This is a genomic window from Pseudomonas sp. NY15374 (genome assembly GCF_048068255.1).
Lineage (GTDB): Bacteria > Pseudomonadota > Gammaproteobacteria > Pseudomonadales > Pseudomonadaceae > Aquipseudomonas > Aquipseudomonas machongensis.
In genome coordinates, this window is the sequence record NZ_JBLUPZ010000017.1 from 53,474 (window position 1) to 68,509 (window position 15,036).

Consider the following 15,036-nt stretch of genomic DNA (forward strand, 5'->3'; position numbering starts at 1 on the left):
TGTCGCCCACCATTATCTGTGATGCGGGAAATACGAGCCGCCTTGAGCCATGCTTCGTAAGCTGTTCGGTGATATTAGAGACGCCTCACTGTCCGCGAAACTGACAGATTTATCAGGTGATGGGTCAACAAGCGGGCCGGTCAGCAACCCTCCCAGTGGGAGCAGGCCTGCAGTCAGACCTCCTGGTTTCTGGCCACCTCAAGGTCGTTCAGCAAGGCCTTGGCCATCGCGCTGAGATACCTCAATGCTGTCAGGGCAGCAGGGGCGATGTCCTCGTCACTGCCCTGGCTCAGATCGCGCACGCAGCCCAGCAGCAACGACACTTCGTCGAATGCCTGATCCACGGGAATACCGGGTTGTACGCGGAACATCCCGAGGGCCGTGGCGATGCCTGGCGTGGTGTTTTCATTCATGGACAAACCTCCATCACATCCGTTTGAGGGCGTGTTCGATCAAGGCGCGCGCTGTTTCCGCGGCATGCGCGGCGTTGGCGAGCATGTTCAGACCGGGGGTGCCGGCCATGAAGCGACAGTGCTCGTCGAGGGTCTCGCTGACACCGCGCAACAGCTCGCTGGCGTGAGCCAGGGCGTCCGGGGGAATCAGGTCGGCGTGGATGGAGAAGTAGGGAGTATTGATGAGCTTGAGGCGGGGTGGATCGGGGACGATCTTTTTCATGGTGTTGCCCTGTGTTGAGTTGTCGAAAGCCGACTACTCCATCCCTCTCACAGGATAGGGTGGCAGCTGTGGTGGGGTGAGAGACCGGACCAACACAGAGCAAAAACCGGCCAGGCATAAAGCCTGCCCACGCACAGCTGCCATAACAGCGTTGCTCGGTGTTGTGTAGCAGGCTCTCACACCCGGTCGCCATATGGGCGACCCGGGGAAGTTAGTCCCGATGCTTATCTTCAACAACAGAGAAACGGCTGCGCGGCGCGTAGGATAATTCCCAAGCAGCCTTGAACTGAAGGGCTGCCGGCGAGATTCGGAATTTTCTGAAGTATGAAGACACCGCCGCTCCCCAGGCATCTACCAAGCTGTAGGAGCAACAGTCTTGCTCAGAATCTTAGAGCCAGCCCAATCCCTGTGGGAGCCGGCTGGTCCCGCGATCGGGCGCGAAGCGGCCGTAAAATCAGGCGCTAAGGTGTATCTGGACGTCTCTCGGTTGCCTGGTTTGCGGCCGCTTCGCGCCCGATCGCGGGACCAGCCCGCTCCCACAGGGATTGGGCACGCCTTAGATTTTTGAGATTGCGATGCCGTTATTGCCCGGCGAGCTTGTCGAAGGCCTTGTCCAGCGCCGCATCGGCATCCACCAGCTTCTGCCGGTGCAGCTTCATCCAGTCCTGGTCCGCCGCCAGGCGCTTGCCCGCTTCCATCAGCATGCGCCGCACTTCGTTCGGCTGTGGCCCGCCAGTACCCTGGCGGCTCTCGACCATCGCGCGCGGCGACAGGCTGGCGCGGAAGGCGGCCTCGCTCAGCGGTAGCTGATCGTCCTGCCATTTGTACTTCTTCGCCGCCTGGGTGTAGAGCGCCTGGGCATCGGCGTAGGCGAAGTCCTTGGGCAGCGTGCCCTCGGCGCGGGCCTTCTCGACGATCAGCGAGGCGAAGCTGTGGCCGATGCGGAACGGCACGTGGTGCTGGCGCTCCAGGGTGTCGGCCAGCTCCATCGACGTGGTCCAGTCTGCGTCCAGTTCCTCTTCGGCCCGAGCAGCGTTGATCTGCAGGGCATCGAGCACCAGGTCCATGCGCTCGAACATTTCGTTGGCCGACTTGAACAGCCCCAGGTCGTCGAATGCGGCCTTGTAGTCGGTCATACCGGTGGTGACGTTATGCGCCCGCACGGTGGTGGCGTTGGCCAGACCGACCACATCGGAAGCCGACTCGCGGGTGCGCATCAGCAAGCCCGGGTTGCGCTTCTGCGGCATGGCGCTGCTGGTGTAGGTCGAACCCTCGTCGAGCAGCAGCCACGGGCGGGTCTGGTGGTACTGGGTGTGGATATCGCCAATGATCGCGCCCACGCGAATGGCCGACGACGAGGCAATGCTCGCAGCCTCCAGCGGAATGTCGTAGGTCGACACCTGGCTGGCATCCAGCGAGTTCTCACGCAGGCCATCGAAGCCCAAGAGCGTTGCCAGGCGCTCGCGGTTGAGCGGGTAACCGGAGTTGGCCAGCACCGCGGTGCCCATCGGGCTCAGGTTCAGGCGCGCATAGAGGTCATGGATGCGCTGGGCATCGCGCTGGAACGACGCCTCGTAGGCCAGCAGGTAGTGGGCGTAGCTGATCGGCATGGCCTGCACGCCGTTGGTGTAGGCCGGCACCAGAGTGTCGACGTTGACCGAGGCCAGCTTGAGCAGACGCTGGCGGGTGGCGTTCAGGGCGTCGCTGTAGTCCAGCACTTCGGCGCGCAGCGAGGCCAGGCGATAGGTGGCGTACATGTCCTGGCGGCTGCGCCCGGAGTGGATCAACGAAGCCTGCGGACCAATCTTGTCGATCATCACCTGCTCAAGCTGCAACACATCGCTGGGGCGCTTGCCGTCGGGCTGCTTGGCCTGGTCGATGGCATAGCGCACGCCGCCGGCAATCACCTTGCCCTGGTCGGCCGGCACGATGCCCTGCTCGGTGAGCATGACGATGGAGGCCTTGTTGATGCGGTTGAGCCAGTCGAACTGGCTTTCCTGCTGGCCACCCTTGAGCGCGGACTTGTCGACGGTGGCGCCGATCTTGCGCGCCTGCTCGGCGCATTCGGCGGTGGTCTTGCACGGCAGGTCGGCAGTGTTGGCGGCCTGGGCCGTGGCAGCGGCGAACAGGGCGTAGGTAATGGCCAGGTAGAGCGGGGTCTTTCTTGTTGTCATGGTTTCGGTTCCGCGAGTGTGTCGCTCAGGAGGGGCGAACATGGCGGGATGCTAGCGGCGGGTTTGGAAGATTAAAAATATATTAAAAATATCCAACCAATATCTCTCTAGTATGGAGAGCGGCGATGGCAACTTGATACTTTCAAGATATCAAGACACTCGATTCAAGATATTTTATCTCGGCAAAAACCGCTGCTAGGATCGGCGCCATAACTCCAATCAAACCGGCCGATCCCACACACTGCCACGGGATACGACCGGACCGCACGCTTACGAGGTGGTTACATGCCGCATCACGTCCTGCGCACATTCGCCCGCTCCCTGCTGCTCTTGGCCGCCAGCCTGCTGGCCGTCCAGGCCGTCGCCGCCCCCCAGACCCTGCGCCTGGGCGACACTGCCCCCTACAACTTCCTTGCCTTCGCCAACAACGACCTGCAGCGTGCCAGCCTGCCCGTGCAGCGCGCCGTGGTGCTGCTGCATGGTGTGCGCCGCAACGCCGACGACTATTACGACAGCGGCGAAAAGCTGCTGGAAAACGCGGGTTTCAGCGCCAGCGACACCTTGCTGCTGGCGCCCAACTTCCTCACCCCCAGCGACCGCCGTGCCGGCGACGACATGCCGCTGTGGCCCAAGGACAAGTGGATGCACGGCACCGAGTCGCAGAGCGGGCGCGCCGGTATCGCCGGTTTCACCGTGCTCGACGACCTGCTCGCCTACCTCGGCAACCGCCAGCATTTCCCTGCATTGAAGGAAATCGTGCTCATCGGTCACTCCGCCGGTGGTCAGTTGATGCAGCGCTACACCCTGCTCGGCGACGGCGACCAACGCCTGCGCGCCAGCGGCATCCAGGTGCGCTACGTGGTGTCGAGCCCCTCGTCCTACCTCTACCTGGACGACAACCGCGTGCAGGACGGCGCCTTCAAGCCGGTGCTCACGGTCATGTGCCCAAGCTACAACCAGTACCGCTATGGCCTGGAGCGGGCGCCGGCGTACTTCACCCGCCAGGGCCTGAACGCCACCCAGGTGTTCCAGCGCTATGCCGCACGCAACCTGACCTACATGGTCGGCGAGCTCGACAACAAACCGGACGACCGGGTCATGGACCGCGCCTGTGGCGCTGCCATGCAGGGCGCTACCCGTGTCGAGCGTCAGCTCAACTACCTGCGCTACGAAGCCTTCCTCGCGCAGAAATGGCACATCCCCATCGACCACCTGCAATTCCAGGTCAGTAAGGTCGGCCATAACGCCGCCCGCCTGTTCGCCGCGAAAAGCGTTGCCAGGACCCTGTTCCCGACCCGCTGACGCCGTTCGCACTTCCTACAAAAACAACAAAAAGAATCTGCCATGACCCGGACTTATCTCGCCGCCTCCGTGCGCCGGGCGTTGCACCCGCGCGCCCTGACCTTCCTCACCGCCGCCGTGCTCGCCGGCCAGGCCCAGGGTGAAACCCTGCCCAGCGCCGGCTCACTGTTCGACACCAACCGCGACAGCTTGCGCCCGGCGCAGCGCAGCCAGCAGCCCCAAGGCAGCGTGCGCATCGAGGCCGAGGACGACCAGCGCCAGGCCCAAGGCAATCATCCGGCGGGCCCGTCGTTCAGCTTCAAGGTCACGGCCTTCAAGCTCACCGGCAACCGCGAGATCAGCGAATCGCGCCTGCAACAGGAATTGCAGAACGACCTCGGCCGCGAACTCGACCTCAACGGCTTGCGCGCCGCCGCCGACCGAGTCACCGCGCTGTACCGCAGCCGCGGTTACCTGGTGGCCCGCGCCTACCTGCCGCCGCAGGAAATCGAAGGCGGCGTGGTCACCCTCGAGGTGCGTGAGGGCAAGGTCGGCACGGTGCGCACCGAGCCGGGCCCGGGTGTGCGCCTGAATGCCGGCATGCAACAGCGTTTCGTCGACGCACTGCCCAGCGGCAGCGTGATTCGCGAGCAGGACATGGAGCGCGTACTGCTGCGCCTCTCCGATATTGCCGGTGTTTCCGTGCGCGCGGTTCTGCAACCCTCGCGCCAGCCGGGCGCCGCCGACATCGTACTGAAGTTGAGCGAGATGACTGCCTGGACCGGCCGGGTCAGTTTCGACAACTACGGCAACTACTACACCGGCAGCAACCGGATGAGCACCAACGTCAGCCTCAACGACGCCTTCGGCTTCGGCGAGAGCCTGTACTTCAACAACCAGGCCAGCTTCGAGGGTCTGGATATCAAGGGCGTGGGCATGCGCTTGCCGCTGGGTGCCAGCGGCATCAGCGTCGGCGCCAGCTACGCCGAGATGGACTACAGCATCGGCAAGGGCCTGAAGACCGCCAACGCCAGCGGCAGCGCCGAGGTTTCGGCACTGTTCGTCGATGCCTCGCTGCTGCGCAGCCGCGACGCCAACATCGGCCTGAACCTGGCCCAGGAACACCGTTACTTCGACGACGCCGCTGGCGCCTTCGAGGTGCGCAAGAGCGCCGTGTTCCGCGGCCTGACCCTGTACGGCGACTGGCGTGACGGCTGGGCCGGCAGCAACCGCTGGAGCCTGGGCTATGGCATCGGCCACCTGGACAAGAACACCCCGCTCGACGCAGCCCTCGACGCGCTGACCGCCGAGGCCGCCGGCACCTACCACAAGGGCACCCTGTCGTTCAGCCGCCTGCAGGCGCTCGGCGGCGGTTACTCGCTGTATGCCGCCATCAGCGGTCAGTGGGCCGACAAGAACCTCGACAGCTCGGAGAAATTCACCCTCGGCGGCCCCAACGGCGTGCGCGCCTATGGGGTCGGCGAAGCGGCCGGTGACGAAGGCCTGCTCGGCCGGGTCGAGCTGCGCAAGTACCTGGGCAACATCCATGGCGCTATCGCCGAAGGTGCGCTGTTCGCCGATGCGGGGCGGGTGAAGGTCAACAAGAAGCCCTGGGACGACAGCGAGAACAGCCTCAGCCGCCACGGCTACGGGGTGGGCCTGAACATCTATCACCGCGACCTGGTGATGAACGCCAGCCTGGCCTTCTCCAACGGCGACGATCCGACCAGCGACGAGCGCGACGCCAAGCGTTTCTGGCTCTCGGTCAGCGGCTCGCCGCAGGCCTTCGCGGGCCTGGCCAAAGACCTCGGCACCCGCGAGGACTTTCGTGACAAGAGCACCGAGCTGACCCTCTACGGCTCGCTGGGCCTGGTGCCCGAGTACGTCGACCGACGCGACTCGACCCGCGCCGCCCCCGCCGACCAGAGCAAACTGGCCACGCCCAACGGGCGCAACATGAACAGCTACCTGCGTGCCCGCGACAACGTTTCTTATGTCGGTGCCCGTGCCGGTATCCCGATCAACGACACCTCGCGCTTCCTGTGGCAGCTCGAATACGGCATCTCGGTCAACTACACGCTGTCGGGCGACGAAACCGCGCCCAAGTCGATTTCGCCCAACACCCGCCTGCGCAACTCCGCCGTGGCCTTCGACGACGACCGCTACGGCACCCTGCTCTACGGGGTCTGGGACATGCCGCTCAAGGAGAGCACCACCAGCCTCGATCCGTTCAACGGCAAGACCGCTGGCGCCTACTACAACATCATCGGCTCGCCGGGCTTCAACGTCAGCATGGCCAGCAACGTCAACGGCCCGGCCAGCAGGGCCGACAGCAGCGAAAGCTCCGATGCCGCGTTCAACCGGCGCCAGTCCGGCATGGTCGCCTGGTGGTCGCCGGAGTGGAACGGCCTGACGCTCAAGCTGGCCTACTCCAACAACGGCACCCGCGCCGCCGAAGACGTCGGCAACGGCTACCTCTATGGCGGCAGCCTGACCTACCAGAACGGTGGCTTCACCGCGGTGGCTGCGGCCGAGCGCCATGTCGACTACTTCGGCATCGCCAGCCTGGGCCGCAACTCGCGTGGGGTCGGCAGCAACACCCACGTCACCGACGGCACCTCGTCCAACGACTACAGCTACCGCCTGGGCCTGGGCTACCAGATCGGCAATACCCAGCTGTCGCTGGTGGCCGACGAACTGCACTACGCCGAGGACGGCGTGGTGAACAACAGCCTCAACGTCAGCGACCTGTCCGACTACAAGCGCCGCGCCTACATGCTCGGCGTCAGCCACCGCCTCGGCGCCTGGCGCCTGCGTGCCAGCTACGCCCGCGCCCTGGCCGGCGATTGCAAGATGATCTCGGCGGCCGGTTATCAGTGCGACACCAGCGGCATGGGTGCACGCCAGTACGCCCTGGGCGTGGGTTATCGCCTGAGCCGCAACAGCGAGATCTTCGCCCACTACGTGCTGCTGCAGAACGAGTCGCTGGCCAACTACAACTTCGCCGTGGTCGGCGCCTTTGCCGCCAGCGGCTACTCGCCGGGCGTGGGCACCACGATCAACGCCATCGGCACCGGCTTCAACTATTCGTTCTGAGGAGACGACCATGCACGCCACCCTTTCCCGTCGTCGCCAACGACCGACACTCAAACCCCTGGCCCTCGCGGTACTTTGCGCCGTGCACGGCCTGATGCCGCAGCACGCCATGGCGCTGGACGCAGGCGCCCTGCCAACGAACGGCCAGATCACCTCCGGCAGCGGCGGCATCAGCCAGGCCGGCAATGTGCTGGACGTGACCCAGAACAGCCAGCAGCTGATCGCCACCTGGGAGCGCTTCAACATCGGCAAGGACGCCCAGGTCAACTTCCACCAGCCCAACGCCTCGGCGGTCGCACTGAACCGGGTGACCGCCAGCGACGCCTCGCAGATCCTCGGCCAGCTCAACGCCAACGGCCAGGTGTACCTGATCAACCCCAGCGGCGTGCTGTTCGGCAACGGTGCATCGGTCAACGTCGGCGGCCTGGTCGCCAGTACCCTGGATATCAACGACGACGACTTCAAGGCCGGTCGCCTGCGCTTCCAGGGTGACGGCCAGCGCGGCGCGGTGATCAACCAGGGCACCCTGCGCGCCGCCGACGGTGGCAGCGTTGCCCTGCTCGGCGGCGAGGTGCGCAACGAAGGCGCGGTGATCGCGCGGATGGGCTCGGTGGTGCTCGGCGGCGGCGAGAAGATTACCCTCGACTACAACGGCGACGGCCTGATCAACCTGCAGGTCGATGAAGCGGCGGTCGGTGCCAGCGTCGCCAACCGCGGCCTGCTGCAGGCCGATGGCGGCACCGTGCTGATGAGCGCGCGCACCAGCGATGCAATGGTCGGCAGCGTGGTCAACAACGAAGGCGTGATCGAGGCGCGCAGCCTGCAACAGCGCAACGGCCGGATCGTCCTGGACGGCGGCGACAATGGCGTGGTCGCCAACAGCGGGGTGATCGACGCCTCCGGCCGTGGCGCAGGCGAGCATGGCGGCAACGTGACCCTGACCGGCGAATACGTCGGCCTGTTCGAGCAAGGCCACATCGACACCTCCGGCAGCACCGGCGGCGGCACCGTATTGCTGGGCGGCGACTATCAGGGCAGCGGCCCGCTGCACCAGGCCACGGCGACCTACATGGGCGAGGATGCGCGCATCGAGGCCAACGCACTGGGCGACGGCGACGGTGGCAAGGTCATCCTCTGGTCGCGTGACAGCACCCGCTTCGAAGGAGTGATCAGCGCCACGGGCGCCGGTGCCGGCAAGGGCGGGCTGGTCGAGACCTCCGGCAACGCGCTGGACGTCACCGGCCTGGTCAACCTGGCGGCAGCGTCCGGCCAGGGCGGCACCTGGCTGCTCGATCCGTTCAACATCAACATCACCAGCGGTGCCAGCAATGGCACCTCCAGCAGCAGCCCGTTCACCCCCAACGCCGGGCGCAGCTCCAACCTCAGCTCGGCGACGCTCAACGCTTCGCTCAGCGAAGGTGCCAATATCATCGTGCAGACCTCTTCCGGGGCGGGCACCTCCGGCGACATCAACGTCCTGGACAACGTCAAGGCCCGAGGCAATGCCAGTCTGACGCTGATCGCCCACCGCAACGTCAACATGAACGGCACCAGCATCAGCAACGCCGACGGCAAGTCGCTGAACGTCTCGATGCTGTCGAACTTCAACAACAGCGGCAACGGCTCCATCGCCCTGAACAACGCCACCATCAACACCAACGGCGGCAAGCTCACCCTCGGCAGCGCGGCCGACCCGGTCAACGGCTACGCCAGCACCAACGTCAGCAACGGCACGGGCGTGGCCATCAGCAACGGCACGCGGATCACCACCAACGGCGGCGACATCAGCCTCCGTGGCGCGACCTCGAGCACCCTGGCATCAGGCGCCAGCGCCACGGCGGTGAACATCTCCGGCAGTACCCTGGATGCCGGTGGCGGCAACATAAACATCATTGCCCGCCAGGCCAGCACCAGCGGCACAGGCGATGCCTTCATCCTCACCGGCGGCAGCAACCTGCTCACCGACGGCGCAGGCTCGATCGCCATCAGCGCCGACAACCTCGGCGGCGGCAACGGCGCGCGGGTGTTCAGCACCAGCAACAACATCGCCGCCCGCGGCGCGGGCAATGTCACCCTCAGCGGCAATGCCGTCTTAGGTTTCGGCGTGCTGGTCTGCTCCACCGCCGCAGGCTCCACGCAGAATCTTTCGGTGGGCAGCGGTACGCTTACGCTCAAGGGCAGCAGCGCCAGCAACCGCGGCCTGTATGTGGCCGCCTCCGGCACCGGCGCGGTCAACCTGCGCGGCGACAACGGCGGGCGCATCGTGCTCGGTGGCGACAGCGGCGGCAGCTATGGCACCGCGCTCAACGTCACCGGCGCCAGCGCTTCGATCAACCTGACCAGCGCTGGCGACATTACCGTCGAAGGCGACACCACTGGCGGCAGCACCCCGGCCCTGGCGCTGATCGCGGCGGGCAACGGCAACGCCAACACACCGGGCTCACGCATCAACATCGCCAGCAGCGCCGGCGACGTGCGGCTCAGGGCCGACAACGCGGTGATCAACACCGGCTCCGGCTCGTTCCGTGCGCTCTACCTGGATGCCAGCGGCGACTACTCGAACATCCGCGTCAACAGCGCCAGCGGCAACCTGGTGCTGGAAGGCACCAGCGCCTCGGGGCGCGGCGTCGACATCGCGCCATCCGGCCGTGGCGCCGCCATCGACCTGGGCAGCGACAGCGGCGATGTGCTGATCAGCGGCACCAGCAGCAACAGCTGGGGCGGCTATGGCATCTTCCTCAACTCCACCGGCAGCTCGCGCGGCGTAGCCATCACCACAGGGACTGGCAACATCACCCTGCGTGGCGACTCGGTCGGCACCTCCGATGCCATCGCCCTGGGCGGCAGCGGCACCGCCTCGACCAACCGCATCAGTTCCAACGGCGGCAACATCCTGCTCGACGGCCATTTCCACTCGCCCAACAACGACGAACTCGACCACGGTATCGCCCTGCTCAGCGTCACCAACATCATCCAGACCACCGGCTCCGGCAATGTCAGCCTGGTCGGCCGCGCTACCGCCGCAGGTGATGCCATCGACTTCTACAGCAGCGGCATCAACCGCCTGAGCGTCGAGAACGGCACCCTCAGCCTCGACGGTAGTGCGGTCGCTGCCCATGGCATCAGCATCCTCACCGGGCAGACCGACCTGCGCGCCAACGGCAGCGGCTCGATCAGCCTCCAGGGCTATTCGCAGCAGGCCAACGGCATCCACTTCTACCCTTCGAGCGCCAGCAGCTCGGTCACCATCGCCACCCAGGATGGCGCCATCAGCCTGAACGGGCGCAGCGACGGCGGCGCCAGCGGCAACGGCGTATTCCTGCGCACCGGGCCCAATGGCGTGATGATCCAGTCGGCAGGTGGCGATATCAGCCTGAGCGGCTCCGGCAGCAACGGCGCCACCGGCATCACCTTCAACGGCTCAGGCAGCGGTGCCAACAGCCTGATCGCCGCTGGCCACGGCAACCTGACGCTCACCGCCCACAGCGACAGTGGCACGGCGCTGAACTTCGCCAGCGGCAGCAACCTGCTGCAGGTCGACGACGGTGTGCTGCTGATCGATGCCGACAGCGACAGCGGCGCCTATATCGTCCACGGCAGCGACAGCACCACCCTCACCGCCAACGGCGGCGCGGTGGTGCAGCGCCTGGGCGGGCGGGTCAACGCCACGCTGCTCGAGCGCAGCAGCGCCGATGTACGGGGCTACCAGCAAAAACAGATGGCCAACGCCAACTGGAGCCAGGTGCTCTACCCTGACTACCGGCAAACGCCGTTGCAGCCGCAGCTCGACCAGATCCAGCTGGACCTGGCCCTGCTCGGCGACGACACGCTCGCGCAAGACTGAGGCCCGCCATGAACCAGACCCCGTTCGCGCTGGAACACTTCGAACAGCTCTGCTACACGCGCCAGCACGAGGAGGCGGCGCGCGAGCTGGTGCGCCTGCTGCTGATCATCGACCGCCACTACGGCAAGCTGTCCGGGGAGTTCAGGCTGTCGGTGTCGCCGGCAGTGCCCGAGGACGAACTCGAAGCCCACGTGCTGACGCGCCTGACCTGTGCGATCAGCGCGCTGTTCAGCGATCCGCAGTTCCAGATCAGCCCCGGTGGCTTCGACCAGCTGATCAACTTCCAGCGCTGGCTGTCGGCGCTGTTCGCCGCCAGCGCCTTCATCAACGCCGACCACATCCTGCGCACCCTCAACCTGCACGGCCAGGACAGCCAGCGCTTCGAAGTGGCGCCGGAACAACGGGTGAAGTTCTGCATCCTCTACTCGCCGGAGTCGCAGTTGCCGCTGGATGTGGAACTGTTGTGGACGCAGAACCCGCAACTGGCGATGGCGCTGTTCATGGCCCTGCTGTCGCCGCGCTTTCTCGGCACGCCTGCGGCGCACTCCAAGCGCGAGGCGCTGCTGGCCTGGCTGCCCGAACGGCTGGACAGCCTCGACAGCCTCGATCAGTTGCCGCTGGCGATCATCCACGACGTCTACATGCACTGCAGCTACGCTGACCTGCCGCAGCGTCACCGCATCAAGCGTTCGATCTGCCGCCTGATCGAGCGCAAGCTGGACGCCGAAGGCATCGCCTCGCTGCCTGCGCCAGCCAGCACGCGCCAAGGCAAGCCGCGCATGCTGGTGGTGCTGGAATGGTTTTCCGGTGCTCATTCAATCTACCGCACCCACTCGCGGACCCTGGAAGCGGCCCGTGAGCATTTCGAGCTGTGGGCAGTCGGCTATGCCAGCAATGTCGACGAACTGGGGCGCAAGGTGTTCGACCGCTTCATCGAACTCAAGGCCCCGGACGACCTGCTCGCCTGCGTGCGCCAGGTGCGCAGCCTCGCCGAACAAGCGCGCCCGCAGGTGCTGTACATGCCCAGTGTCGGCATGTTCCCGCTCACCCTGTTCGTCGCCAACCTGCGCCTGGCGCCGTTGCAGGTGGCCGCGCTCGGGCACCCGGCGACCACCGGCTCGCGGCATGTGGACTACATCAGTGTCGAGGAGGACTTCGTCGGCGACCCGGCGTGCTTCAGCGAGCGCCTGCTGCTGTTGCCGAGCGACGGCCAGCCGTACCGCCCCTCGGCGATCGAAGTCAGGCTCGGTGCCCGCGAACGCCTCGACAGCCCCGAGGTGGCCATTGCCGTGGCGGCCACCACCATGAAGCTCAATCCGAAGTTTCTCCAGGCCTGCCAGCAGATCGTCGAGCGCAGCAGCGAGCGCCATGGCCGCCGCGTGCGCCTGCACTTTCTCATCGGCCAGGCGCAGGGGTTGCTCTATCCGCAGCTGCAGCGCCTGATCCGCCGCTATGTCCCGGATGCCGTAGTGCACCCGCACCAGCCTTATGCGCAGTACCTGGACACCTTCGACCGTTGCGACCTGTTCCTCAGTCCGTTTCCGTTCGGCAACACCAACGGCATCATCGACGCCTTCACCTTGGGGTTGCCGGGGGTGTGCAAGACCGGGCCGGAGGTGTTCGAGCATATCGACGAGGGGTTGTTCAGGCGGGCGGGGTTGCCTGGGTGGACCATTGCCGCGACGGTGGAGCAGTACATCGAGGCGGCAGTGCGCATGGTGAGCGAGCCGACGCAGCGTGGCGCGCTGTATGGGCATCTGGGGAGTGGAAAGCCGTTACAGCGGTTGTTCGAGGGCAGGCCGGAGATTTTTGCCGAGCATTTGCTGGCGTTGCTGGCGTGCCGTAGCTGAGTGTTGTGGTGGCCTGACCGGCCCTTTCGCGGGCAAGCCCGCTCCCACATGAGCGGCCCCCAAAAAGTGGACGGGTGTCCAACATTTGAGGGGCTGCTCATAAACCTGTAGGAGCGGGCTTGCCCGCGAAAGCGCCAGTCAGATCATCCTCAAAGGCTAGGGAACGCGAACTGCGACGCCTCGTGGCTCTTGCGCTGCGGCCAGCGCTGGGTAATCGCCTTGCGTCGGGTATAGAAGCGCACGCCATCCGGCCCGTAGGCATGCAGGTCGCCAAACAGCGAGCGCTTCCAGCCACCAAAGCTGTGGTAGCTCACCGGCACCGGCAACGGCACGTTCACACCCACCATGCCTACTTCGATCTCGTCGCAGAACAGCCGCGCAGCTTCGCCGTCGCGGGTGAAGATGCAGGTGCCATTGCCGTATTCGTGATCGTTGATCAGTTGCATGGCCTGCTCCAGGCTCTGCACGCGCACCACGCACAGCACCGGCCCGAAGATCTCCTCCTGGTAGATGCGCATCTGCGGCGTCACCCGGTCGAACAAGGTACCGCCAACGAAGTAGCCGTTCTCGTTGCCCGCCACCGAGAAACCGCGACCATCGACCACCAGCTCGGCCCCTGCCGCGACACCATCGTCGATATAGCCCAGCACCTTGTCGCGTGCGGCCGCCGTCACCAGAGGGCCCATGTCCAGGCCGCACTGGGTGCCGACACCGATCTTCAGCGCCTTGATCTGCGGCTGCAGTTTAGCGATCAGCGCATCGGCAACCTGGTCGCCCACGCACACCGCCACCGAGATCGCCATGCAGCGCTCGCCGCACGAGCCGTAGGCGGCGCCCATCAACGCGTTGACCGCATTGTCCAGCTCGGCATCGGGCATCAGCACCGCATGGTTCTTCGCCCCGCCCAACGCCTGCACGCGTTTGCCGCGCCTGGTGCCTTCGGCATAGATGTATTCGGCGATTGGCGTCGAACCGACGAAGCTCAGGGCCTTGACCTCCGGTGCTTCGATCAGCGCATCCACCGCTTCCTTGTCACCATGCACCACGTTGAGGATGCCCTTGGGCAGGCCAGCCTCATGCAGCAGTTGGGCGATGTACAGGGTCGAGCTCGGATCGCGCTCCGAGGGTTTGAGGATGAAGGCGTTGCCGCAGACAATGGCCAGCGGATACATCCACAACGGCACCATCGCCGGGAAGTTGAACGGCGTGATACCGGCCACCACGCCCAGGGGCTGGAAGTCGGACCAGGCGTCGATGTTCGGGCCGACGTTGCGGCTGTACTCGCCCTTCAGAATTTCGGGCGCAGCACAGGCGAACTCGACGTTCTCGATACCGCGCTTAAGTTCGCCAGCGGCATCCTCGATCGTCTTGCCGTGCTCTTCGCTGATCATCTGCGCGATGCGCGCCTCGTTCTGCTCCAGCAGTTGCTTGAAGCGGAACATCACCTGGGCGCGCTTGGCCGGTGGCGTGTTACGCCAGGCCGGGAACGCGGCCTTGGCCGAATCGATGGCCGCCTGCACGGTGGCACGGTTGGCCAGTTCGAGTTGATGGATGACCTGGCCGGTGGCGGGGTTGAACACCTCGGCAGTGCGCCCGCCGCTGGCGACCGATTCGCCGTGGATCAGATGCTTGATCGTCGCCATGACCTTACTCCTTGACTGCGGCCTGAACGGCGATTTCAACGAGGATATTCTCGGCGGCAAGGTTGGCCTCGACGGTAGCGCGGGCTGGCAGTGCATCCTTCGGCACCCAGGCGTCCCAGGCGGCGTTCATTTCGGCGAAGTCCTGCACGGCGTGCTTGAGCCACACCTGGGCGAAGAGGATGTGCGACTTGTCGGAGCCGGCCTCGGCGAGCAGCTCGTCGATGCGCGCCAGCACCTGGGCGGTCTGGCCACGCACGTCCTGGGTACGGTCGGCCGGGACTTGGCCGGTGACATAGACGATGCCGTTGTGCACGAGGGCGTGGCTGAGGCGGTTGTTGTTGGGCTGGAAACGTTGGATGGACATGGGGACTCCAGGTTATTTCGGACAAACGGGGGCCGTCACGCATACGGGGGTGCGTTGGCATGGGTGGAGTGGCTGCGAGGCCCATCGCGGGGCCCGCTCCTACCGACAA

At 65.6% G+C, this 15,036-nt stretch carries 9 protein-coding genes; 4 read left to right on the forward strand and 5 right to left on the reverse strand.

All coding sequences use genetic code 11. From position 1 onward, the window contains the following. Positions 1 to 173: 173 nt before the first annotated feature. From ACNFHO_RS25970 to ACNFHO_RS25980, 3 genes are all read right to left on the reverse strand, one after another. Positions 174 to 413: a DUF3077 domain-containing protein gene (locus ACNFHO_RS25970; protein ID WP_153774136.1), complete on the reverse strand. Its 240-nt coding sequence runs from the start codon at positions 411 to 413 to the stop codon at positions 174 to 176. A gap of 13 nt (positions 414 to 426) precedes the next feature. Continuing rightward, positions 427 to 675, reverse strand: a complete 249-nt coding sequence (locus ACNFHO_RS25975; protein ID WP_197893281.1) for a hypothetical protein — start codon at positions 673 to 675, stop codon at positions 427 to 429. Positions 676 to 1,256: 581 nt separating this feature from the next. Next, on the reverse strand, positions 1,257 to 2,849 hold the full coding sequence (locus tag ACNFHO_RS25980) for an argininosuccinate lyase (protein ID WP_416767817.1): 1,593 nt from the start codon (positions 2,847 to 2,849) through the stop codon (positions 1,257 to 1,259). A 285-nt stretch (positions 2,850 to 3,134) separates the two neighbouring features. Between ACNFHO_RS25980 and ACNFHO_RS25985 the strand changes: the two genes are divergently transcribed. From ACNFHO_RS25985 to ACNFHO_RS26000, 4 genes are read left to right on the forward strand one after another with little or no spacing between them, the layout of a single operon-like run. Further along, on the forward strand, positions 3,135 to 4,151 hold the full coding sequence (locus ACNFHO_RS25985) for an alpha/beta fold hydrolase (RefSeq protein ID WP_414154304.1): 1,017 nt from the start codon (positions 3,135 to 3,137) through the stop codon (positions 4,149 to 4,151). Between the two features lie 42 nt (positions 4,152 to 4,193). Further along, a complete protein-coding gene (locus tag ACNFHO_RS25990) occupies positions 4,194 to 7,226 on the forward strand; it encodes a porin (RefSeq protein ID WP_416767819.1) in 3,033 nt (1,010 codons plus the stop codon). A gap of 10 nt (positions 7,227 to 7,236) precedes the next feature. Next, the gene (locus ACNFHO_RS25995; RefSeq protein WP_416767820.1) at positions 7,237 to 11,070 is read left to right on the forward strand and encodes a filamentous hemagglutinin N-terminal domain-containing protein; all 3,834 of its coding nucleotides are present in this window, start codon (positions 7,237 to 7,239) and stop codon (positions 11,068 to 11,070) included. A gap of 8 nt (positions 11,071 to 11,078) precedes the next feature. Further along, positions 11,079 to 12,920 carry a peptide transporter gene (locus ACNFHO_RS26000; protein ID WP_416767821.1) on the forward strand — a complete coding sequence of 614 codons (1,842 nt, stop codon included), beginning with the start codon at positions 11,079 to 11,081 and terminating at the stop codon, positions 12,918 to 12,920. A gap of 149 nt (positions 12,921 to 13,069) precedes the next feature. On the opposite strand, the gene ACNFHO_RS26005 is transcribed toward ACNFHO_RS26000, so the two are convergent. After that, a complete protein-coding gene (locus tag ACNFHO_RS26005; protein WP_416767822.1) occupies positions 13,070 to 14,563 on the reverse strand; it encodes a CoA-acylating methylmalonate-semialdehyde dehydrogenase in 1,494 nt (497 codons plus the stop codon). A gap of 4 nt (positions 14,564 to 14,567) precedes the next feature. Further along, positions 14,568 to 14,927, reverse strand: coding sequence for a RidA family protein (locus tag ACNFHO_RS26010; RefSeq protein WP_054894294.1), 360 nt, complete (start codon positions 14,925 to 14,927; stop codon positions 14,568 to 14,570). Between the last annotated feature and the right edge of the window lie 109 nt (positions 14,928 to 15,036).

What these genes read in the sequence shown, in the direction of transcription:
- ACNFHO_RS25975 (WP_197893281.1), bottom strand. Translation starts at nt 675, where the DNA reads ATGAAAAAGATCGTCCCCGATCCACCCCGCCTCAAGCTCATCAATACT.
- ACNFHO_RS26010 (WP_054894294.1), bottom strand. Translation starts at nt 14,927, where the DNA reads ATGTCCATCCAACGTTTCCAGCCCAACAACAACCGCCTCAGCCACGCC.
- ACNFHO_RS25990 (WP_416767819.1), top strand. Translation starts at nt 4,194, where the DNA reads ATGACCCGGACTTATCTCGCCGCCTCCGTGCGCCGGGCGTTGCACCCG.
- ACNFHO_RS25995 (WP_416767820.1), top strand. Translation starts at nt 7,237, where the DNA reads ATGCACGCCACCCTTTCCCGTCGTCGCCAACGACCGACACTCAAACCC.
- ACNFHO_RS25970 (WP_153774136.1), bottom strand. Translation starts at nt 413, where the DNA reads ATGAATGAAAACACCACGCCAGGCATCGCCACGGCCCTCGGGATGTTC.
- ACNFHO_RS25985 (WP_414154304.1), top strand. Translation starts at nt 3,135, where the DNA reads ATGCCGCATCACGTCCTGCGCACATTCGCCCGCTCCCTGCTGCTCTTG.
- ACNFHO_RS26005 (WP_416767822.1), bottom strand. Translation starts at nt 14,563, where the DNA reads ATGGCGACGATCAAGCATCTGATCCACGGCGAATCGGTCGCCAGCGGC.
- ACNFHO_RS26000 (WP_416767821.1), top strand. Translation starts at nt 11,079, where the DNA reads ATGAACCAGACCCCGTTCGCGCTGGAACACTTCGAACAGCTCTGCTAC.
- ACNFHO_RS25980 (WP_416767817.1), bottom strand. Translation starts at nt 2,849, where the DNA reads ATGACAACAAGAAAGACCCCGCTCTACCTGGCCATTACCTACGCCCTG.